This window comes from Neorhizobium sp. DAR64872/K0K18 (genome assembly GCF_050500175.1).
GTDB lineage: Bacteria > Pseudomonadota > Alphaproteobacteria > Rhizobiales > Rhizobiaceae > Neorhizobium > Neorhizobium soli.
The window spans coordinates 195,904-215,684 of the sequence record NZ_CP191446.1 but is presented as its reverse complement, the minus strand read 5'-3'; the positions used below and the strand labels follow the sequence as shown (position 1 = coordinate 215,684).

The window sequence follows — 19,781 nt, the reverse complement described above, 5'->3', positions numbered from 1 at the left end:
CCACTATCAACGGTAGTAGACGACCTTGCCGCCGTTGGCAGCGGTTTCCACCGACAGGACGTTGTGGATGGCAATGCCGCGGGCTTCGAGCGAGCGCATCAGGCTGCTATCGGCACTGACTTCCGCCTGGGCCCGGCGCATGATCAGATCGTTGCCGGAGCCCGACCACTCGGAAAACCCATCCTTGCGGCTGGTGAGCGAACCGGACTGGATGGCGATGACGTTGTCGTCATAGGCCTTACCGAAGATGATCTCCGATGCCCTCGTCTGTCCGGCCAGTGCCGGCGTGCCGAAAGCTGCCGCCGAGAGGATCAGCAACGAGGTCGCGAATGCTTTTTTCATGGCCATGGTCTCCGTTTGCAACTGCCGAGGAAACGCAGCTTGCAACGCCGTGTTCCAGAGAGGTCTCTTCGTGGAGAAGATAGGAAGTCTTGGCGGGGATTTGAATGGGCTGCCGCCCAAGGGTTAGAACAGCGTGCCCTGCTTGGCGGGCTGGTCGGCTGCTTCCGGCTTCGGTATCTTCTTTTTCGGCTGAGGTGGCCGTGCGGAGGACGACGGATCGTCACCAGGTGCCTCGGCGCCCGTGACGGCTGCGATACGGCCGTCGGCAAATTCCAGGGAAATCGCCCGGCCCTCGCCGATGCCGGCAGCCCTTGTCAGCGGGTGATTATCCTCATCGCGGATCACCGCAAAACCGCGTTGCAGCACGTTCTTGTAGGATAGCGACTGCAGGACGCGATCCTGCGCCGAGATGGCCGAGCGGCTGCGCGCGAGCGTGTGCGACATGGCGGTATCCGCATGCCGCCCGAACGATACGAGATGCTGACGCTCGCGCTGGATCTGGCCGAGCAGCCGCGCCGGCAGAGATTTCAGCGACGCCTCGAAACGCGACAGACGCCCGCGTTCGCTCAAGGTTCGACGCTCCAGGCAACGATCGGCCCGTAGCAGCCGGTCGTTCAAAGCCTGGCGTTGTTGCTGGAGCCTGCCCGTCAGGAGATCGAGGCGCAGGCCGGACGAGACACGCTCAAACGCGCGGCGCTTGACGACAGTCGTGCGCTCCAGCCCGCGGCCGAGGCCAGCCGCGGCTTCATCGAACCGTCGGCGCGGAAGTGCCAGCAGCTGGTCGAGCGACGGAAGCGCGCGGACGAGCGCCCGCAGCGACTGTTTGCGGTGGTCCATCTGGCGCGCTGCGCAGCCCCGCAGCCGGGCGGCCAGGCTGGCGAGCTGAGCTTCGAGATCCGCCTTCACGGGAACAGCCATTTCGGCGGCGCCTGTCGGCGTCGGTGCGCGAACATCGGCGGCGTGATCGAGGAGCGTCCAGTCGGTCTCGTGGCCCACGGCCGAGATCAGCGGTATCCGGCTTTCGGCTGCAGCGCGCACGACGATCTCGTCGTTGAAGCTCCAGAGATCTTCCAGACTGCCGCCACCGCGGCCGACGATCAGCACATCTGGTCTTCGGATGGCGTCACCTGGCCCGAGCGCGTTGAACCCGCGGATGGCAGCGGCGACTTCCTCGCCGGACCCCTCGCCCTGAACCTTGACGGGCCATAGGACCACATGGACGGGAAAGCGATCGGAAATGCGGTGCAGGATATCGCGGATGACGGCGCCGGTTGGCGAGGTCACCACGCCGATGACACGCGGCAGAGAAGGCAGGGGCTGCTTGCGGTCCTGATCGAACAGGCCTTCGGCACCGAGCTTGCGGCGGCGCTCCTCAAGCAGCGCCATGAGCGCGCCGGCGCCTGCCGGCTCGAGGTTTTCGATGACGATCTGATATTTCGACGAGCCTGGAAATGTGGTGATCTTGCCGGTCGCGATCACTTCCATGCCTTCTTCCGGCCGGAACCGCAGGCGCGAGAAGGTGCCCTTCCAGATGACCGCATCAATGCGCGAGCGGTCGTCCTTCAGCGAGAAATAGGCATGACCGGAAGAGTGCGGACCGCGATAACCGGAAATTTCTCCCCTCACCCGCACATGATCGAACGCATTTTCCATCGTGCGCTTGATTGAGCCGGAAAGCTCCGACACGGAAAATTCGGTGAGGTTCGTCGGCGATTCTTGGGCGATAGGGCTCGTCATGCCCTTTGTTCTAACCGAAGGCTGCGCCGATTTCATCCGTCTTTCCGGATCATCCGACGCTTAATCTCGCGCTAGTCTCGAACAACCCGATAGATCATGAACCCATCCAGCGGGCCTGTGGCCACAGGCTGCAGGTATGGTGGGACGTCACTCCGGGCGAGCGCGGCATAGAGGCCGTCAGGTTTCATCGCGATCAGCCGCTCGGTCTGCGGATCGCTCTTGCAGAAGGTGAGAGCCGTGACACCGGCACCATCGATAAAGGCCTTGGATTCGGCCGGTTGCGCGAGGCCGATATGCAGTTCGGTCAGCATGCCGCCCTGATTGCGGTGATAGGGCGCGGACAATGCACGATGTCGCGTGAAGCGAATGATCTCCGCGCCGCTGTTGGAGGGAGAAGCGATAACGCCGACCGGAAGGGCATTCAGCGCGGACCATGTCTGCGGCCCGCCGCATTCTCCTTCTTCACCTGCGTTATCGGTGGAGAGGATATTGAGGTCGACGGAGCCGACGCCCTCTTTCACGAGAATGCCCACGACGCCCCAGACGACCGGGACGGAAGCAAGGACCGTGACGATATAGGCCGCGGCAAGACCTGGATTGTTGCGGTCCGCATTGGCCCGGACGCGGATATCGGCGATCAGCAGAGACAGCGGCAGGATGCCGAGGAGGTTGGAAAAGATCGTCCCGCGCACCTGAATGGCAGCGACGGCGAAGGAAACGAGGAGCAGAACGAGAAGCACGACGTGGGTTTCGAGCTTGTTGCGGCACGCGATGCGGGCAAGGCAGACGAGAATGGCGAAAAGGCCCACGGCATAGAAGCCGCCGACGAGTTCGGGCGTGTCGCGCATCTCAGCCACGATTGAGCGTGCTTCGGTTACGCCGTTCAGCCAGAGTTCGACAAGCAACGGATCAAGGTTTGCCAGCGGATTGCCGAGGCATTCCGGCGCAATTGCGCGGGCTGCAGCAAGCAGGGCGACGCCGGCGACCGCCAGCATGCCGAAACGCAGCAGCCGTTTATCGGGCAATGGCAGGCTTGCCAGAATGAACAGCCCGGCGCCGCCGATCGCCGTCAGCGAATAAAAGCCGAAGGAAAGATTATCGCAGGTGACGACCGCATAGCGATAGGGTGGCACCGTGGCGAAGAAGGCGGCGGAGATCGCAAGTGTGAGGCAGAGGCCGAAGGCTTTTGCGGCACCGGCAAACGACCTGCCGTGCCAGGCCCATTGCTGCACGACGCAGATGCAGGCGGCAGCGACGAAAGGGACCGTTTCGGCACCGACGGCGATCGCCAGCGCCGCTGCAATGCCGGCGACGGCATAGCTTGACCGGCGATACTGCGGATCGACCAGCATGGCTGTGACCCACATGGCAAGCGCCAGTTGGACGTTATGGTGATCGAGCGCGCCCGGCTGGAACTTGATGTTGGTGAAGACGAAGATCGCGCCGATGCCGATCGCCAGATGCATGGTGACCACCCCGCCGATGCGCCGGCCGGCAAGGCCGAGCGGGACGAACAGGAGGAGCGAGACGAGAAGCGGCCAGACCGTCGCTGCGACACCTTCGGCCAGCGGCATCGCCATGAACAGCGAGAGGAATTTGATCGTTGCTGCAATCGGCAAATCGACCAGTCGCGACCAGTGCATGAGCGTGCCATCGGCAAGACCGAGCCGGTACTGCATCATGTCGAACCAGCCCTGACCGCCGAGGAGATCGCGGACTTCAACCAGCCGCATGATGTCGTCGTTGTCGGCACCGATCAGATCGGTCGCGGTGGGCAGCTTGATGACCAGGGCCATGATCGAGACTGCAAGCCAATAGATCATCACCACGGGCGCAAGCCTCGACGATATCGCACCGCGCCCGCTAACGACCTGCATGTCTTCCCCGCCTCCCACCATGATTTCCGGGGCTTTCGCATTTTCGCCCCGAAATATTCCAGCCCGAAACCTAGCCTTAACCTTCCCAAGAAATAGTAAAGCGGTGAAGCGGCATGTGCCGTCTGCGGTCTTCTTTGTATCGAGTGAAAATCATGACCGATGCCCTGACGGGTGATCTGAAGATCGCCGTTCTTCTGCCCTGCTACAACGAAGCATCGACGATCGAAGCGGTGGTGAACGGCTTTCGCCAGGCACTGCCCGACGCGCGCATCTACGTCTACGACAACAATTCGACCGATGGCACCGCGCTGAAGGCAATGCTGGCCGGCGCCGAGGTGATGCGCGAACGGCGCCAGGGCAAGGGCCATGTGGTGCGCCGCATGTTCGCCGATATCGATGCCGACATCTATCTGATGGCGGATGGTGACGGCACCTATTCCCCGAAAGACGCGGAAGAGCTGATCCGCACGCTCCTGACCGAGCGCGCCGACATGGTTGTCGGCACCCGTCGCGGCGTTCATGCGGATGCGGGGCGCCAGGGCCATGCGACCGGCAACCGGCTGTTCAACATTCTCTACCGGACGATCTTCGGACGCGACTTTACAGATATCTTTTCCGGATACCGCGCCTTCTCGCGTCGATTCGTCAAAAGTTTTCCGGCCGTATCAGGCGGGTTCGAGATCGAGACGGAAATGTCGGTGCATGCGTCGCGTCTGAAGCTACCGATCTGCGAGATCGAGCTGGATTATGGTCGGCGTCCGGAAGGATCGCATTCCAAACTTTCGACCTTCCGCGATGGTGCAAAGATCCTCTGGATGTTTGCGATGCTCATGAAGGAAACCCGGCCCTTCGCCTTCTTCGGCACGATCAGCGCTGCCTTCATGGCGGCAAGCCTCGCCTTCATGGCGCCGGTGCTGGTCGAGTATTTCGAGACGGGCCTGGTCGAGCGGATGCCGACCTGGGTCTTCTCGCTGGTGCTGATGCTGATCTCGTTTCTGGTGTTCACGGCCGGGCTCATCCTCGATTCCCTATCGCGGGCACGGTCCGAGCAGTTGCGCATCCACTATATGAGCATGCCGGCTGACTTGATCGCCACGGCGCCTGCCGTGGCCCCGGTCCAACAACCGAAGCGTCGCCGGAGCCGTGCTGCATGAACAGGGAAACTACCAACCGCATCCGCTTCGTCATCGAGGATCTGCTGCCGCCAATCCTGCGCGACTCGACGCCTTTTCTCTGGCTCGCCAAGCGCGTCTGGGGCGAGCATATGTCCCATCTTGCCCGGTTCCGGGAACGCGCGCCGTTCCTGACCGCCGAGGAATATGCCGAGCTTTACCGCAACCATCCGCGCGTGCATGTGGGAACCGACAATTCCGCCGCCTGCATCCGACGGATCAACGCCATGGTCGAGGGCACAAGCGTTTGCGATGTGGGTTGCGGCACGGGATCGCTGCTCACCCATATGCGCGCCGCCCATCCGGATCTGCGCCGCCTGGTCGGCGTCGATTTCGTCGTCGACGATGCGGCCGACATCAAGGGTGTCGAGTATGTTGCCGCGAAGATCGAGAGCCTGCCTTTCGCCGACGGCGAGTTCGACACGGTCGTGTGCACGCACGTGATCGAGCACGTCCTCGACTACAAGCAGGCGATTGCCGAACTGCGACGCATCGCGAAAAAGCGGTTGATCATCGTCGTCCCGCGCGAGCGGGAATACCGCTACACGTTCAACCCGCATTTCAACTTCTTCCCCTATACCTACGCCTTCTTGCGCGCCGTCCATCCGGTGCCGACGGTCTATGTGTGCGAGGATATCGCCCGCGACATCTTCTACAGCGAAGACCGGTTAGGCTGAGGAATTCTTCTCATGTTCGCGTCGCTTACCCCCGTCACCTGGATCGGCCTTCTCGGCACGCCGCTGCTGATCGCCATGGGCCAGGTTCTGTTCAAGATGACCAGCAATACGGCCGGGGATTTTTCGTTGCGCGGACTTACGGCGCTTGCCGCCAACCCGATCCTGATCGCGGCGTTGGCGCTTTACGGCTTCGGAACGATCGTCTGGATCTACGTCCTCAAATCCGTGCCTCTGACGATCGCCTATTCCTTCATGGGGCTGACCTTCTGTTTCGTGCCGCTGCTGGCGCATATCGTCTTCGGCGAACCGCTTACCCTGCGTTACGGGCTGGGAGCCGGACTGATCTTTGCCGGCCTCCTGGCGATCAACGGCTGAGGCCGGGCATGCGCACCGGGATCCGCCTCACCCTCCTGCTGCTTGTGCTGATCCTTGCCGATGGAGCGCTGCTGCTGGCCTTGACAAGGGTAGTCGACATGGGAGCGCTTGCGGCACGCCTTCTCTCGCTCGGGCTCGGGATTGCCGGGACGATCTTTTTGAACCGGCTCCTTCCGGCGCCGGTTGCGCTTGCCAAGCGGCCTGGCCTTCGACCTTTGTTGGCCGTCGTCGTTCTGCTCAGCTACGGGATCTTCGCCGTGTTGACGATCCGAGCGCAACAGGTCCAACCGCTGGCGCATTTTGGCGCGTCCTGGCTGGGAGCGGTGGCGTTCCTCATCGCCGGACTTTGGCGCATTCGCCGGTGGCGGGAAAAAGACTAGACCGTCTCCCAGCCGTCGGTTTCACCGGCGCGGTAGATCGCGTCGATGAAGCGCTGGTTGAGAAGCGAGTTCTCGAGCGTCACGATGTCTGCCGCCTCGCCCATGGCTGCCTTCGCGAAAGCTTCTGCTTGGCGGCGATACTGGCGGCTGTCGGGGAAGCGGAAGATCTGCGAGACGTTGTGCTTCTGGTTGGTGAGTTCGATCTCTTCGGCGCCCCAGCGGTCGGCATTGAAGGGAGACTTGACCTCGATCGTGCCCTCCGTGCCGTGGAAGACCATGAGCTGGCGGCTCGCCATCTGGGTAGAGATGTAGAAGCTCATTTCGAATGTCTCGAAGGCTGCCTTGACGCTTGCATAGATATCCGTGCCGAAATCCGGGTCGCGCTCCACCTTGGCCTGGACTCGAACCGGTTCTTTACCGGTGACAAAGCGGGTCGCGATCGTCGGATAGACGCCGATATCCGGCAGCGCGCCGCCGCCGAGTTCCGGGATGTTGCGCATGTTGTCAGGATCGCGGTTGAAATAGCTGAAGGCGCCCTGGACATGCTTGAGGTCGCCGATCGCGCCCTCCTTCAGAAGGTCGCGCACTTTGTGCCAGACGGGCGCATAGGTGACCATGAAGGCTTCGGAAATCAGGACGCTGTTGTCATCCCTTGCCGCGATCAGTCGCTCGATCTCGCTCGCCTTCAGTGCGATCGGCTTTTCGCAGAGAACATGCTTGCCGGCTTCGGCCGCCTTGATCGACCATTCCACATGCTGGCTGGTCGGCAGCGGGATATAGACGGCATCGATCATGTCCGACGCCAGCATCTCGTCATAGGAGCCGAACGCATGTGGCACGCCGAACCGGTCCGCAAATGCGCGCGCCTTGGCAATGTCACGGCTGGCAACGGCGCTGACCACGCAGTTTTCGGCGTCTAGCAGTGCGGGAACGACAGCGTCCCGTCCGATTTTCGCCGTCGACAGGATTCCAAAACGCAACATAGCAGTGCCTCCACACATTCACAGACAGTCATTGGGAGGCTAACCTAGGGCCGCTTGGTCGGGCGGGCAACTGTCGTTGTCGGCAGTGCTGAAACCTTGTGCCCGCTTGTCGGTTTGACAGTCGATCCAATCAGCCTAGTTTCATCCTTCAGCACTCATCGCTTCCCCACGTCATCTATCTGGAGACCATCATGGACATGCGCTTGCTCGGCCGTACCGGACTTTCCATCTCGCCCGTCGTTTTCGGCGGCAACGTGTTCGGCTGGACCGCGGACGAAAAGACTTCTTTCGAGATGCTGGACGCGTTCTTCGAGGCCGGGTTCAACACGATCGACACCGCCGATGTCTATTCCGCATGGGCGCCCGGCCATCAGGGTGGTGAAAGCGAGACCGTGATCGGCAACTGGCTGAAGCGCGGCACGGTGGCCCGCGACAAGGCGGTCATCGTCACGAAATTCGGTTACCCAACCATGGGCGACGACAAGAAGCTGAAGGCGAAGTGGGTGGTTGAAGCCGTCGACAAATCCCTGCAGCGGTTGCAGACCGACTATATCGACCTCTACCTTTCGCATTTTCCCGATGACGACACGCCGCACGAGGAGACGCTTGGCGCGCTTGCGAAGCTGAAGGATGCCGGCAAGGTGCGTTCCATCGGCTGCTCGAACTTCAGTGTCGAACAGTTGCGGGCCTCGCTCAATGCCGCTGACAAAAACGGCCTGCCCCGCTACGATGTGCTGCAGCCGGAATACAATCTCTACACCCGCAACAAGTTCGAGGGCCCGCTTGCGGACCTTTGCATCGCCGAAGACATCGGCGTCATCAGCTACTACGCGCTGGCAGCTGGCTTCCTGACGGGCAAGTATCGCAAACCCGAAGATGCTGAAGGGAAGACGCGCGGCAACCGCATGCCCGACTATATCAACGACCGGGGCCTGAAGGTGCTTGCAGCACTCGACGAGGTGGCTGCGGAAACCGGCGAAAGCCTGGCTGCGATTTCGATTGCCTGGGTTGCCGCACGGCCGGGCATTACTGCGCCGATCGCCAGCGCGACCAGCCTGAACCAGCTCGAGGCGATCCTTGCGGCCGGCAGACTCACGCTCACCGACGCGCAGATGGCGCTGCTCAACGAGGCCGGCGCCTGATCGACCCTTCCGTAAAATTTAACCTGGAGAATTCCCGTGCAGACACGCAAGCTTGGAACTGAACTGACGGTCTCGGCGATTGGCCTTGGCTGCATGGGCATGAGCCATGCCTATGGCGGGCAGGATGAAGCGACATCGATCAGGACATTGCACCGCGCCGTCGAGATCGGGGTCAACTTCTTCGACACTGCCGAAGTCTATGGCCCCTACGTGAATGAGGAGCTTGTCGGCAAGGCGTTGAGACCGTTCCGCGACAAGGTGGTGATCGCCACCAAGTTCGGGTTCAGGATCGATCCCACTAAAAAGGACTCAAGCGCAATGTCCGGTCTCGACAGCCGGCCGGAGCAGGTGCGCGCGGTTGCCGAAGCCTCGCTGAAACGCCTCGGCATCGACGTCATCGATCTCTTCTACCAGCACCGCGTCGATCCTGACGTTCCGATCGAGGAGACGGTCGGGGCGATGGCGGAGCTGGTGACACAAGGCAAGGTGCGCGCGCTCGGGCTTTCGGAGGCAAGCCCTGAGATCATCCGGCGCGCCCATGCCGTGCACCCGATTGCGGCGCTGCAAAGCGAATACTCTCTCTGGACCCGCGATCCCGAGGGCGACGTGCTCGATACCTGCCGCGAGCTGGGGATCGGCTTTGTGCCGTTCAGCCCGCTCGGCCGCGGGTTCCTGACCGGCAAGATCCAGAACACGTCGGAATTCGGCGAAGGTGACCTTCGCCGCACCATGCCGCGCTTCGAGGCTGAGAACATGGAGGCGAACCTGGCGCTTGTTAGGCTTGTCGAACAGATGGCGGCGAAGAAGGGCATCACGGCGGCGCAGCTTGCTCTTGCCTGGGTACTCGCCAAGGGTGACTTCATCGTGCCTATTCCCGGTGCCCGCAAAATCCCCAATCTGGAGCAGAATGCCGGAGCGGCCGACGTCGTGCTGACCGCCGACGATGTGAAGCGCCTCGACGACATGCTGTCTCCCGACAAGATTGCCGGCGCCCGTTATGGTGGACAGGCAGCATGGACACCGCGCCGTTGATGGAACTTCGTTTCACCGAGAACGTTTAAAGAACATCCAAATGGTGAGGAAACTATGAGCGACATACACAACCCGAAGACTGACCCGGATCCCGCATCGAACACCGAGAAGGACCCGGATGACTGGGTCACCGGTGACGAGCCAATGACCGGCGCCCAGGGCTCCTATCTCAAGACCCTCAGCGAGCAGGCGAAAGAGCCCGACGCTTTCGCCGAAGATCTGTCCAAGGCCGAAGCCTCCAAGCGCATCGATGCGCTCCGCGAGAAGCTGAAGATGTGAGTGTTGAGCCTTCCCCGGGTTCTGCTATCGTAGAGCCTGGGGAGGGCCTCGTCATGTCTGAAGAGCAGGCAGTGCAGTCGGTCGTGCATCTTTACGTGGACGGGATGACGTTTGCGCACGAAGGCGCGCTCCGCAAAGCGTTTCATCCAAAAGCTTCGATCATCGGTAACTACGACAATGCGGTCGAATGGCTATCGGTGGCCGAATTTGTCGCAGCGGTCGCCTCTGAAGGGCCAGCGCCAGCGGGCACGCAGCCTCTGATCGAGATCCTTGCTATGGATATCACCGGCGACGCAGCCAGCGTCAAACTCATCGACGAATTTGCCGGCCTCAGGTTTACCGACTACCTCTCTCTTTTAAAGGTTGATAGTCGCTGGGTCATTGTCAGCAAGCTCTATCACCTGCATTCCTGACACCGCTGGCTATCGCCTCACATTCGGAAAGCCCTGGTACCATTCCGAATGGTCGCCGTCATGGTTGGCCATTCCGGCCTCGGTCAGGAGCCCGCGGGGCTGGGCATAGCTCGTGATCCGGCGCACCGGCCGCTCATGCCACTGGATATTGAAGGCCCAGAGTTTCGGGAAAAAGCAGAGCGAGGCATAGGGAAGGTGATCGTGGATCCACCAGGCCAGCTTTCGCCAGTCGCCTTCCTCGCTGACATTGTCAATCAGCCATGGGACGACGACGCAGGCCGTTGCCCCCATGCAGCCATCGGCATCGCGAAGATCCCAGATATGATCCGCAGACGAGGCGGCATTGGTGGCGCAGTTCAATCGCCGGGCATTGCCGAATGCATTGACTTCAGCTGCGCGGTAGCCGGAGCGCACATGCAGCCGGCCAAATGTCGCCTGTAGCGGTTCCAGCAGCTCTTCACAAAGGCGCCGCCCCGCCTCGATCGCCAGATCCGGATCGTCAGGGACATTGGCCAAGCCATAGACCGCGGCAATCTCGGAAAACAGGAAATCGCGGAAGAAGAAGTTTTCCGACAGCCTGACCCTGCCGAGCTCCTCCAGCCCCTTCATGGAATTTGGCTTGCGCACCGGCCCTTCCTTCACGATTCTTGTGAAGTTACCACGCCCGTTTGAAACCCACAAAACCAATACCAAAAGCGAAAAGGCCGCCTTTATCCAGGCGGCCTTTGAGGGATTTGCGGCTCTCCTCGGCGATCTGCATGAGGAGAGCTACATCTATGTTCAGGACGTCCGCGCCGCATCCTATGGATATGGCGGCAGGACACAGGAATGGCGTTACCAGCGCGCCAGTTAGGCGCGCAGCACGCCGCCGGTGACCTTGACGACGTTGGCGACGATCTTGGCGGTGAGTGCCTCGAAATCCTCGTCCGTCAGCGTCTTGTCGACCGGCTGGATCAGGATCTCGATCGCGACCGACTTCTTGCCCTCGCCGACCGATGCGCCTTCGAAGACATCGAACACGTTCACACCTGAGATCAGCTTGCGGTCGGCACTGGTTGCGGCCTTGACGATGGCGCCGGCTTCGACAGTGGATTCAACCACGAAGGCGAAGTCGCGCTTGACGGCCTGGAAGGGCGATAGCTCCAGCGGCGGCTTGGTGCGGGTCGCCTTCTTCTTCGGCTCGGCCATGGCGTCGAGATAGACCTCGAAGCCGCAGAGAGCGCCTGAGACATCGAGCGCGGACAGCGTCTTCGGATGGAATTCGCCGAACGTGCCGAGTACGATCTTCGGACCCATCTTGATCGTGCCGCAGCGGCCCGGGTGATACCAGGCGGGACCGCCCTGTTCGATCTGTACGTTCGCCATGGGCAAGCCGCAGGCTTCGATCACCGCCAGCGCATCGGCCTTGGCATCATAGACATCCACCGGCTTGCCACCGCCCTTGGCACCGTTCGACCAGAGGCGGCCTGCGCCATTGATCGAGGCCGTGCCGCGGCGGATACCGCCGGCAACGCGACGCTGGCCTTCCGGCGTATCGTTCTCGTAGGTGCCGGAGACTTCGAAGATCGCCACGTCGCCCAAGCCCTTGTCGGCATTGCGCTGCGCAGCGGTCAACAGACCCGGCAGCAGCGAGGGACGCATATCGGACATGTCGGCTGCGATCGGGTTTGCGAGCTTCAGCGACGGTGCGCCGCCGCCGAACAGCTTTGCCTGCGCCTCCGGAATGAACGACCAGGTGACGGCTTCCAGCATGCCGCGGGCAGCCAGCGCGCGTTTTGCCGTGCGGGTGCGGATCTGCAACGTCGTCAGGATCTTGCCGTTGACGCTGCCGATGCTTTCGAGCGGCTCCGGCTTGATGTGATCGACGCCGTGGATGCGCATGACCTCTTCAACAAGATCGGCCTTGCCATCGACATCCGGACGCCAGGACGGAACTTTCACCGACACGCGTTCGCCAGTGCCTTCAACCGTGAAGCCGAGACGATCGAGGATCTGGCGGCTTTCGTCGGACGAGATCTCAAGGCCGGTCAGGCGCTTGACTTCAGCGAACGGGAAATCGACGACCTTCGGCTCATATGCCTTGTAGCCGACGACCTTTGCTTCGGCTGCCGTGCCGCCGCAGAGTTCCAGCACCAGTTGCGTGGTGCGGTCGAGGCCGGGAAGCATATAGTCAGGATCAACGCCGCGTTCGAACCGGTAGCGGGCATCGGTGATGATGCCGAGAGCGCGGCCGGATTTCGCGATGTTGATCGGGTCCCACAGAGCCGATTCGATCAGGACATCGACGGTGTTCTCGTCGCAGCCGGAATGCTCGCCGCCCATGATGCCGCCGATCGATTCCACGCCGTTGTCATCGGCGATGACGACGTTGTTGGGCGTAAGCTTGTACTCGCGGGTATCGAGCGCCAGGATCGTTTCGCCTTCGCTGGCGCGGCGAACGACCAGATCGCCCTTCACCTTGGCGGCATCGAAGACGTGCATCGGCCGGCCCTGGTCGAAGGTCATGTAGTTGGTGATGTCGACGAGCGCGTTGATCGGACGCAGGCCGATCGCCTTCAGGCGCGTCTGCATCCAGGCCGGGCTTGCGCCGTTCTTCACGCCTCGCACGAGGCGCAGGCCGAAACCGGGGCACAGGTTTTCGTCATCGAGATCGATCGACAGGCCGACCGGTGTCTTGCCTTCGAGATTGAGCTGAGGCTGAACCCGCGGCTTCAGCGTACCGAGGCCGGATGCGGCAAGATCACGGGCGATGCCGTAGATCGAAGTGCAATCTGGACGGTTCGGCGTCAGGTTGATCTCGATCATCGGATCGTCGAGGCCGGCATAGGCGGCGAACGAGGTGCCGACCGGCGCATCTTCGGGAAGATCGATGATCCCGTTATGGTCTTCCGACATGTTCAGCTCCTTTTCGGAGCACATCATGCCGTGGCTTTCGACGCCGCGGATCTTGCCGATGGCAAGCGTTACATCGATACCCGGAACGTAATCGCCCGGACGCGCAAGCGCACCGACCAGACCGGCGCGGGCATTCGGCGCGCCGCAGACGATCTGCAGCGGCTTGCCGCCGTTGACATCTGGACCGGCATCAACGGACAGAACCTTCAGGCGGTCCGCCTCCGGATGTTTTTCCGCCGACAGGACTTTTGCGATGACGAAAGGCTTGTAGGCTGCCTTGTCATCGACATCCTCGACTTCCAACCCGATCGCCGTCAGGCGCTCGCAGATCTGCTCGAGATTGGCATCGGTTTCAAGGTAATCCTTGAGCCAGGAAAGCGTGAATTTCATCGGTTTTCTCCTGAAGGTCTCTGCACGGTCATGGTTTCCACCCGTGGCAGGCCGTCATCGACATGGAAGAAAGGAAGCTCTTCGCGCACGTAACCGTGCACGCTGGGCGGATAGTTTTCCGGCGCATCCATGGCGCCGAGCATAAAGTAGATCCGGTCGGCGAGCCGCTCATCGGTATAGGCAATCGGTGCGCCGCAGGTCGCGCAGAAGCTGCGCTTGACGGGCGCGGTGCCATAGCTCGATCCGGTCTCGCCTGCGAAAGTCACGTCGTCGGTTTTGAACCCGACAAAGGCCGCGACAGGCGCACCGGTTGCTTTCCGGCAATCGCTGCAGTGGCAGTAACTGGCGTAGATCGGGTCAGCGCTGGCCGCAAAGAGGATCGCGCCGCAGCGGCAGCCACCGCGGTGCACCCTCCCCTGTCGCGTCACCATCTCACTCATCGCAATTCCGTCCGCAATGGTTCCGGTTACTGGCTCAACCCACCAAACAATGTCGGCATGTCGAGCGGGCGGAAACCGTAGTGGTTTATCCAGCGGACATCGGCATTGAAGAAATCGCGAAGGTCCGGCATGCCGTATTTCAGCATGGCGATACGATCGAGTCCCATGCCCCAGGCAAAGCCCTGATATTCGTCCGGATCCAGCCCGCCGGCGCGCAGGACGTTGGGGTGCACCATGCCGCAGCCGAGGATTTCCATCCAGTCGGTGCCTTCGCCGAACTTCACGATCGGGCCTGAACGGTCGCACTGGATATCGACTTCGAACGACGGTTCGGTGAACGGGAAGAAGGACGGACGGAAGCGCATCGTCACCGACGGCACTTCGAAGAAGGTCTTGCAGAACTCTTCCAGCACATAGCGCAGGTTGCCGACATGCGCCTTCCTGTCGACCACGAGGCCTTCGACCTGGTGGAACATCGGCGAATGGGTCGCGTCGGAATCCTGGCGATAGGTCTTGCCGGGAATGATGATGCGGATCGGCGGGTCCTGCGCTTCCATGGTGCGAACCTGGACCGGAGAGGTATGCGTGCGCAGCACCTTGCGCTCACCCTTTTCATCCGGCTGGAAGAAGAACGTGTCGTGCATTTCGCGGGCGGGATGGCCTTCGGGGAAATTCAGCGCGGTGAAGTTATAGTAGTCGGTCTCGACATCAGAGCCCTCGGCGATCGAGAAGCCCATGTCTGCAAAGATCGCGGTGATTTCGTCGGTGATCTGGCTGATGGGATGGATACGGCCGCGCTCGGCAGGAGAGGAGCGCACCGGCAGCGACACATCGAGCGTTTCGGCCTTCAGACGCGCGTCGATCGCTGCGTCCTTCAGCATCGTCTTGCGGCTCAAGATCGCCTCGGTGACCTCGGTCTTCAGCGCGTTGATTGCTGCACCGCGGGTCTGGCGTTCTTCGGCAGACATGGCGCCGAGTGTCTTCAGGAGCTCGGAGACGGAGCCTTTCTTGCCAAGCGCGTTGACGCGCACGGCTTCGATCGATGCCTCATCGCTCGCACCTTCGATTTCAGCCAGAAGCGAGGTTTTCAGATTTTCCAGATCGGACATGATGTGTTCCGTTGATGCTCGGACAATGAAGCGGATTTGAATGCGAATGCTGGCAGTCAAAACATGAAAGCCGACAAAAGAAAAACCCGCGCCAGCTCACTGCCAGCGCGGGTTCCCCAAAATCTATCAGCTACAAGCTTGGGAAGCGCTGGTTACTTGACCGCGCTTTCAAACTCGTTCTTCGTGCCGGCGTCCTTGAGGTAGGCGAGAGCCGTCTTGGAAGCTTCGACGAGAGCGCCGAATGCTGCAGGTTCATGGATTGCCAGGTCAGACAGGACCTTGCGGTCGACTTCGATGCCAGCCTTGTTGAGGCCGTCGATGAAGCGGCCGTAGGTCAGGCCGGATTCGCGCACAGCGGCGTTGATACGCTGGATCCAGAGAGCGCGGAAGTTGCGCTTCTTGACGCGACGGTCGCGCGTTGCGAACTGACGCGAACGATCGACGGCTGCCTTTGCGGCGCGGATGGTATTCTTGCGGCGGCCGTAGAAGCCCTTGGCTGCCTTGAGTGTCTTGGTGTGCTTGGCGCGGGAAGTTACGCCACGTTTTACGCGTGCCATGTCATGATCTCCTTAAAACTGTTCCAAATCGTCGAATGAGTCTTAGAGACCGTTCGGCAGGTAGTTCTTGATAACCTTCTTGCCGTCAGGCTCAGCGAGGATCATCGTGCCGCGTGCATCGCGGATGAACTTGTTGGAACGCTTGATCATGCCGTGGCGCTTGCCAGCAGCGGCGGCAACGACCTTACCGGTCGCGGTTACCTTGAATCGCTTCTTGGCAGCCGATTTCGTCTTCATCTTGGGCATTTTGCTACTCCATAATTGTATCGGAACCGCAGACGATGCGATTTCCAAGCATTTTGAACTGCCACGGCATGCCCTGCCGGACCGTTCGGACGCGCGCTTATAACCGCAGAGGATCGAAAGCGCAATGGTATAAGAAGAATGGCGTGACAACGCCGATGCCCTGACCTCTTTCAGGTCCGGGGCGATTGGCGTGGCGCTTACTTCGGCGCCAGCACCATCATCATCTGGCGGCCTTCGAGCTTGGGCTCGGCTTCCACCTTGGCGATTTCGACAGTGTCTTCCTTGACCTGCAGCAGAAGCTTCATGCCGAGTTCCTGGTGGGCCATTTCGCGGCCACGGAACTTCAGCGTCACCTTTACCTTGTCGCCTTCTTCAAAGAACCGGTTCATCGCCTTCATCTTCACCTCATAGTCATGGGTGTCGATGTTCGGGCGCATCTTGATTTCTTTGATTTCGACGATCTTCTGCTTCTTGCGCGCTTCGGACGCCTTCTTCTGGTTCGCGTATTTCAGCTTACCAAGATCGAGGATCTTGCATACCGGCGGATCGTTGTTCGGCGAGATCTCGACGAGATCGAGTCCGGCGTCCTCGGCCATCTTGAGGGCCTGGTCGGTCGGTATCGCACCGAGATTCAAGCCTTCGGCATCGATAAGCTGGACCTTGGGAACGCGGATTTCCCGGTTTGAGCGCGGGCCTTCCTTGACGGGGGCATCGGCTTTGAATGGTCTGCGAATGGTCGTGTTCTCCTAGATAATTTCAGCACGCAGCAACGACAATTCCTCGCTTGGCTGCAGCCGAAAGCGGAATGTCGTCATCACTGGATAGATGTCAATACCATATACGCGGGGAAAAATCACCTGCTGCAATCGTCTGACAATGTGATTTATAGATGCCCACCTTTCAGGATGCCTCTGTTTGACGCAATCGGAGGCTGCGACGTCAAGGAGACCCACATGTCAGCGACCGCCCCATCAGACCTTATCCGCATTCCGGTTGGCACCGCAGAGACAATGCGCGAGATCGCAATTCTCGTCAGGCCGGCATCCGCTTCCAACGACAACGCGGCTTTCGTCTGGCTCGGCGGCTACCGATCGGACATGACGGGCACCAAAGCCGTCGAACTCGACGCGCTGGCCGAGACGCTCGGCACCGAGTGCATCCGCTTCGACTATTCCGGCCACGGCGTCTCCGGCGGCGCGTTTCGCGACGGCACGATTTCCCGCTGGCTGGAGGAGGCTCTTGCCGTGCTCGACCACGCGAAACCCAAGAGCGTAGTGCTGGTCGGCTCGTCGATGGGCGGCTGGATCGCGCTTCGTGTGGCTCAAGAGCTTAAGAAGCGTGGCGGGTCGCCCAAAGTCGAGGGTATGGTGCTGATTGCCCCCGCCCCCGATTTTACGGGGGAGCTGATCGAGCCACACCTGACGGATGAGCAGCGGCAGTCGCTTGCAGTCAACGGCTATGTCGAGGAACCCTCCGAATATAGCAGCGAACCTGATATCTACACCCGCGACCTGCTTGAGGATGGAGCACGCAACCGAGTACTGACCGGCATTATCGAAACCGGTTGCCCCGTGCATATCCTTCAGGGAATGAACGACCGCGACGTGCCTTATGAACACGCGCTGAAACTCATGGAATTCCTGCCTGCCGACGACGTGACGCTGACGCTTGTACGTGACGGTGATCACCGCCTTTCCAGACCTCAGGATATCGAAAAAATGAGGGGTGCAATCATGGGCCTAATAAATAAATGAGTAAATTTTGGGCTGATGCGAGAATGCAGCATTGTTAACCATAAAGCAGTTTTAATGAAGATTAACAAAACCTGAACGATTGACTTGACCCCCATTCGGCCCTTAACTTTTCGTTAGGACTTTAAGGGACGGGTCATGATGAAAGCCTTGCTGGTACGGCGCTTTGCGGTGATCCTTTTGTGCGCGCTGGTGCCTGCGGGCGCCGCAATGCCGGCTCCGCGGTCGATTGCATCGATGGTGACCGGTGACGTGACGTCGCAACCGATCGGCCATTTCGAGTTCTGCCAGCGCCTGCCCGCGGAATGTTCTCTGAAGAGCCGGTCGGCGCCCGCTCCCAAACTCAACGAAGACAGCTGGCAAACGGTTCGCCGGATCAACCTGGAAGTCAACGAGCGCTATATCGCCAAGACCGACATGGATGCTTACGGTCGGGAAGAGTTCTGGACCTATCCGACCATCTTCGCCGACTGCGAGGATTTCGCGTTGCAGAAGCGCAAGGAACTGGCCGAAGCAGGCTTCAGTTATTCCGACCTTCTGATGACGGTCGTGCGCAAGCCGGATGGAGAAGGTCACGCCGTTCTGACGCTTCGCACTGCGGATGGAGATTTCATTCTCGACAATCTTGATAACGATGTCCTGCCCTGGACAGCCACGCATTACACGTTCCTGAAGCGCCAGGCTTCGTTCAACGCAGGGCGTTGGGTCACCATCGAAAATGGCCGCGACCTTCTCGTCGGCGCTCTCCGGTAGAGCCAGCTTGCAGACGACGGGCCGTATCAACCGGTCGAAATGACAAGACCCGCCCTGCTTTTGCAGCGGCGGGTCTTCTTTTTTGCTGTCGATGCGCCGGCTGCGGCGAACCGATAACCTGCGCCTTATCCATTGCCGATCAGGATACCGGCGGCCAGGACCAGCGAGCCGCCGAACACGACCTGGAAGACAGCCTTGAAGAACGGTGTCTCCATATATCGGTTCTGAATGAAGGCGATCGCCCAGAGTTCGAAGAAGACGATGATCGCCGCAACGATGGTGGCCGTCCAGAAATGCGGAATGAGATAGGGTAGTGTATGGCCGAGGCCGCCGATCGCGGTCATGATGCCTGAGGCAAATCCGCGCTTGATGGGGGAGCCGCGACCGGAAATCTTGCCATCGTCGTGTGCCGCTTCGGTAAAGCCCATCGAAATACCCGCACCGACCGATGCGGACAGACCTATCAGGAAGGTCGACCAGGTATCGCCCGTGGCGAATGCTGCCGCAAAGATCGGCGCCAGTGTCGAAACCGAACCGTCCATAAGGCCGGCAAGCCCTGGCTGGACATAGGTCAGGATAAACTGACGCCGGGCAGACAGGTCTTCTTCCGAACGCGTTTCCTCGGTTACGTGCTTTTCGCTGAGCATCCGGGCGATGTCTTCATGCCCGTCCTCGGCCAAGGCCAGATCGCCCAGGAGCTGCCGCGTCGAGGCATCCGATACCCTTTTGGCGGCCTCGCGATAGAACCGTGCCGCCTGGCGCTCCATCGCTTCCGTCTGTTCGCGGATCTTGTCGAGCGGCAGATTGCGCATGAGCCAGTCTGGCTTGCGGGCGTAAAATCCCTGCACATGCTCTCTGCGGATCAGCGGAATGTTCTCGCCGAAGCGGGAGCGAAACATCTGGATCAGCATGTTCTTGTGCGTCTGCTCGACCTCGGCCATGTCCTCGAACACCTTTGCGGAGCTCGGATATGCCTCTTTCAGGTTCTTCGCGTAGGAGAGATAGATGCGCGCATCCTCCTCTTCCGACGAGATGGCAAGAGCGAGGATTTCCTCTTCGCTCAGCGACAAAAACGCCCGGCGGGACCCGGGCACCAAACGAGTGAACATCGAAGCTCCTTATTAGAATAATTCTAACCTAACTTTTTTGTGTGAAAGTTCAAGTCACTCCAAACCGTGCCCTTCGATCCGTTTGAGAAAAAAATTCGCGCGCAATATTCGCAAACCAATGC

23 protein-coding genes are annotated in these 19,781 nt (G+C 60.6%); 11 read left to right on the top strand and 12 right to left on the bottom strand.

Translation table 11 applies throughout. The features are described from left to right. Positions 1-6 precede the first annotated feature (6 nt). The 3 genes from ACQY1P_RS06490 to ACQY1P_RS06480 all read right to left on the bottom strand — a co-directional run bounded on the left by ACQY1P_RS06490 (position 7) and on the right by ACQY1P_RS06480 (position 3,956). Positions 7-342, bottom strand: coding sequence for a hypothetical protein (locus ACQY1P_RS06490; protein ID WP_113109354.1), 336 nt, complete (start codon positions 340-342; stop codon positions 7-9). Between the two features lie 123 nt (positions 343-465). Continuing rightward, on the bottom strand, positions 466-2,079 hold the full coding sequence (xseA, locus tag ACQY1P_RS06485; protein ID WP_325263850.1) for an exodeoxyribonuclease VII large subunit: 1,614 nt from the start codon (positions 2,077-2,079) through the stop codon (positions 466-468). Between the two features lie 71 nt (positions 2,080-2,150). After that, positions 2,151-3,956 carry a hypothetical protein gene (locus ACQY1P_RS06480; protein ID WP_325263849.1) on the bottom strand — a complete coding sequence of 602 codons (1,806 nt, stop codon included), beginning with the start codon at positions 3,954-3,956 and terminating at the stop codon, positions 2,151-2,153. 152 nt (positions 3,957-4,108) lie between these two features. On the opposite strand from ACQY1P_RS06480, the gene ACQY1P_RS06475 reads away from it, so the two are divergent. The 4 genes from ACQY1P_RS06475 to ACQY1P_RS06460 are packed head-to-tail and all read left to right on the top strand — an operon-like array spanning position 4,109 to position 6,560. After that, on the top strand, positions 4,109-5,110 hold the full coding sequence (locus tag ACQY1P_RS06475; protein WP_192087642.1) for a glycosyltransferase: 1,002 nt from the start codon (positions 4,109-4,111) through the stop codon (positions 5,108-5,110). Continuing rightward, positions 5,107-5,805 (top strand): class I SAM-dependent methyltransferase, encoded by a 699-nt coding sequence (locus tag ACQY1P_RS06470; protein WP_430255749.1) that lies wholly within the window; start codon positions 5,107-5,109, stop codon positions 5,803-5,805. The genes ACQY1P_RS06475 and ACQY1P_RS06470 overlap by 4 nt, the downstream gene beginning before the upstream one ends. 12 nt (positions 5,806-5,817) lie before the next feature. Further along, positions 5,818-6,180, top strand: a complete 363-nt coding sequence (locus tag ACQY1P_RS06465) for a transporter (protein ID WP_192087644.1) — start codon at positions 5,818-5,820, stop codon at positions 6,178-6,180. An 8-nt stretch (positions 6,181-6,188) separates the two neighbouring features. After that, a complete protein-coding gene (locus tag ACQY1P_RS06460) occupies positions 6,189-6,560 on the top strand; it encodes a hypothetical protein (protein ID WP_430255747.1) in 372 nt (123 codons plus the stop codon). Here ACQY1P_RS06460 and ACQY1P_RS06455 read toward each other — a convergent pair. After that, entirely contained in the window at positions 6,557-7,543 is a 987-nt protein-coding gene (locus ACQY1P_RS06455; RefSeq protein ID WP_430255745.1) for a Gfo/Idh/MocA family protein, read from the bottom strand. The two genes, ACQY1P_RS06460 and ACQY1P_RS06455, sit on opposite strands and share 4 nt — an antisense overlap. Positions 7,544-7,734: 191 nt before the next feature. Between ACQY1P_RS06455 and ACQY1P_RS06450 the strand changes: the two genes are divergently transcribed. Genes ACQY1P_RS06450 through ACQY1P_RS06435 form a run of 4 tightly spaced genes read left to right on the top strand, consistent with a single transcriptional unit; the run spans position 7,735 to position 10,409 of the window. Then, positions 7,735-8,685 carry an aldo/keto reductase gene (locus ACQY1P_RS06450; protein WP_430255743.1) on the top strand — a complete coding sequence of 317 codons (951 nt, stop codon included), beginning with the start codon at positions 7,735-7,737 and terminating at the stop codon, positions 8,683-8,685. 36 nt (positions 8,686-8,721) lie between these two features. Next, positions 8,722-9,717: an aldo/keto reductase gene (locus ACQY1P_RS06445; RefSeq protein WP_430255741.1), complete on the top strand. Its 996-nt coding sequence runs from the start codon at positions 8,722-8,724 to the stop codon at positions 9,715-9,717. A 54-nt stretch (positions 9,718-9,771) separates the two neighbouring features. Beyond that, positions 9,772-9,996, top strand: coding sequence for a DUF3072 domain-containing protein (locus tag ACQY1P_RS06440; protein ID WP_430255739.1), 225 nt, complete (start codon positions 9,772-9,774; stop codon positions 9,994-9,996). Positions 9,997-10,049: 53 nt separating this feature from the next. Beyond that, complete coding sequence (locus ACQY1P_RS06435) at positions 10,050-10,409, top strand: nuclear transport factor 2 family protein (protein WP_430255737.1); 360 nt, start codon at positions 10,050-10,052, stop codon at positions 10,407-10,409. Positions 10,410-10,418: 9 nt separating this feature from the next. Here the strand turns inward: ACQY1P_RS06435 and ACQY1P_RS06430 are convergent, their stop codons facing one another. Beyond that, entirely contained in the window at positions 10,419-11,036 is a 618-nt protein-coding gene (locus ACQY1P_RS06430) for a hypothetical protein (protein WP_430255736.1), read from the bottom strand. On the opposite strand from ACQY1P_RS06430, the gene ACQY1P_RS06425 reads away from it, so the two are divergent. Continuing rightward, positions 11,029-11,262 (top strand): tautomerase family protein, encoded by a 234-nt coding sequence (locus ACQY1P_RS06425; RefSeq protein ID WP_430255734.1) that lies wholly within the window; start codon positions 11,029-11,031, stop codon positions 11,260-11,262. The two genes, ACQY1P_RS06430 and ACQY1P_RS06425, sit on opposite strands and share 8 nt — an antisense overlap. On the opposite strand, the gene pheT is transcribed toward ACQY1P_RS06425, so the two are convergent. The 6 genes from pheT to infC all read right to left on the bottom strand — a co-directional run bounded on the left by pheT (position 11,259) and on the right by infC (position 16,780). Then, entirely contained in the window at positions 11,259-13,694 is a 2,436-nt protein-coding gene (gene pheT / locus ACQY1P_RS06420; protein ID WP_430255733.1) for a phenylalanine--tRNA ligase subunit beta, read from the bottom strand. The genes ACQY1P_RS06425 and pheT overlap by 4 nt on opposite strands. Then, a complete protein-coding gene (locus ACQY1P_RS06415; RefSeq protein WP_430255731.1) occupies positions 13,691-14,134 on the bottom strand; it encodes a GFA family protein in 444 nt (147 codons plus the stop codon). Before ACQY1P_RS06415 ends, pheT begins: the two co-directional genes overlap by 4 nt. A 26-nt stretch (positions 14,135-14,160) precedes the next feature. Then, the gene (gene pheS / locus ACQY1P_RS06410; RefSeq protein WP_430255729.1) at positions 14,161-15,243 is read right to left on the bottom strand and encodes a phenylalanine--tRNA ligase subunit alpha; all 1,083 of its coding nucleotides are present in this window, start codon (positions 15,241-15,243) and stop codon (positions 14,161-14,163) included. A gap of 152 nt (positions 15,244-15,395) precedes the next feature. Beyond that, a complete protein-coding gene (rplT, locus tag ACQY1P_RS06405) occupies positions 15,396-15,800 on the bottom strand; it encodes a 50S ribosomal protein L20 (protein ID WP_062454093.1) in 405 nt (134 codons plus the stop codon). 42 nt (positions 15,801-15,842) lie between these two features. After that, on the bottom strand, positions 15,843-16,046 hold the full coding sequence (gene rpmI / locus ACQY1P_RS06400) for a 50S ribosomal protein L35 (RefSeq protein WP_046793986.1): 204 nt from the start codon (positions 16,044-16,046) through the stop codon (positions 15,843-15,845). Between the two features lie 197 nt (positions 16,047-16,243). Next, entirely contained in the window at positions 16,244-16,780 is a 537-nt protein-coding gene (infC, locus tag ACQY1P_RS06395; protein WP_062454094.1) for a translation initiation factor IF-3, read from the bottom strand. Between the two features lie 219 nt (positions 16,781-16,999). Here infC and ACQY1P_RS06390 point away from each other — a divergent pair, with 219 nt between their 5' ends. Together ACQY1P_RS06390 and ACQY1P_RS06385 are read left to right on the top strand one after the other, a co-directional pair. Continuing rightward, complete coding sequence (locus ACQY1P_RS06390) at positions 17,000-17,800, top strand: alpha/beta hydrolase (protein WP_430255727.1); 801 nt, start codon at positions 17,000-17,002, stop codon at positions 17,798-17,800. Positions 17,801-17,935: 135 nt separating this feature from the next. Next, complete coding sequence (locus tag ACQY1P_RS06385) at positions 17,936-18,550, top strand: transglutaminase-like cysteine peptidase (RefSeq protein WP_062454096.1); 615 nt, start codon at positions 17,936-17,938, stop codon at positions 18,548-18,550. Positions 18,551-18,675: 125 nt separating this feature from the next. On the opposite strand, the gene mbfA is transcribed toward ACQY1P_RS06385, so the two are convergent. Next, positions 18,676-19,659, bottom strand: coding sequence for an iron exporter MbfA (mbfA, locus tag ACQY1P_RS06380; RefSeq protein WP_174195456.1), 984 nt, complete (start codon positions 19,657-19,659; stop codon positions 18,676-18,678). Between the last annotated feature and the right edge of the window lie 122 nt (positions 19,660-19,781).

Bases quoted from the DNA above. Each gene is read 5' to 3' on its own strand.
- ACQY1P_RS06480 (WP_325263849.1), bottom strand. From the start codon at position 3,956: ATGCAGGTCGTTAGCGGGCGCGGTGCGATATCGTCGAGGCTTGCGCCC.
- ACQY1P_RS06440 (WP_430255739.1), top strand. From the start codon at position 9,772: ATGAGCGACATACACAACCCGAAGACTGACCCGGATCCCGCATCGAAC.
- ACQY1P_RS06470 (WP_430255749.1), top strand. From the start codon at position 5,107: ATGAACAGGGAAACTACCAACCGCATCCGCTTCGTCATCGAGGATCTG.
- ACQY1P_RS06460 (WP_430255747.1), top strand. From the start codon at position 6,189: ATGCGCACCGGGATCCGCCTCACCCTCCTGCTGCTTGTGCTGATCCTT.
- pheS (WP_430255729.1), bottom strand. From the start codon at position 15,243: ATGTCCGATCTGGAAAATCTGAAAACCTCGCTTCTGGCTGAAATCGAA.
- ACQY1P_RS06455 (WP_430255745.1), bottom strand. From the start codon at position 7,543: ATGTTGCGTTTTGGAATCCTGTCGACGGCGAAAATCGGACGGGACGCT.
- ACQY1P_RS06435 (WP_430255737.1), top strand. From the start codon at position 10,050: ATGTCTGAAGAGCAGGCAGTGCAGTCGGTCGTGCATCTTTACGTGGAC.
- ACQY1P_RS06450 (WP_430255743.1), top strand. From the start codon at position 7,735: ATGGACATGCGCTTGCTCGGCCGTACCGGACTTTCCATCTCGCCCGTC.
- rplT (WP_062454093.1), bottom strand. From the start codon at position 15,800: ATGGCACGCGTAAAACGTGGCGTAACTTCCCGCGCCAAGCACACCAAG.
- ACQY1P_RS06475 (WP_192087642.1), top strand. From the start codon at position 4,109: ATGACCGATGCCCTGACGGGTGATCTGAAGATCGCCGTTCTTCTGCCC.
- mbfA (WP_174195456.1), bottom strand. From the start codon at position 19,659: ATGTTCACTCGTTTGGTGCCCGGGTCCCGCCGGGCGTTTTTGTCGCTG.
- rpmI (WP_046793986.1), bottom strand. From the start codon at position 16,046: ATGCCCAAGATGAAGACGAAATCGGCTGCCAAGAAGCGATTCAAGGTA.
- ACQY1P_RS06490 (WP_113109354.1), bottom strand. From the start codon at position 342: ATGAAAAAAGCATTCGCGACCTCGTTGCTGATCCTCTCGGCGGCAGCT.
- xseA (WP_325263850.1), bottom strand. From the start codon at position 2,079: ATGACGAGCCCTATCGCCCAAGAATCGCCGACGAACCTCACCGAATTT.
- ACQY1P_RS06415 (WP_430255731.1), bottom strand. From the start codon at position 14,134: ATGAGTGAGATGGTGACGCGACAGGGGAGGGTGCACCGCGGTGGCTGC.
- ACQY1P_RS06465 (WP_192087644.1), top strand. From the start codon at position 5,818: ATGTTCGCGTCGCTTACCCCCGTCACCTGGATCGGCCTTCTCGGCACG.
- ACQY1P_RS06385 (WP_062454096.1), top strand. From the start codon at position 17,936: ATGATGAAAGCCTTGCTGGTACGGCGCTTTGCGGTGATCCTTTTGTGC.
- ACQY1P_RS06390 (WP_430255727.1), top strand. From the start codon at position 17,000: ATGTCAGCGACCGCCCCATCAGACCTTATCCGCATTCCGGTTGGCACC.
- pheT (WP_430255733.1), bottom strand. From the start codon at position 13,694: ATGAAATTCACGCTTTCCTGGCTCAAGGATTACCTTGAAACCGATGCC.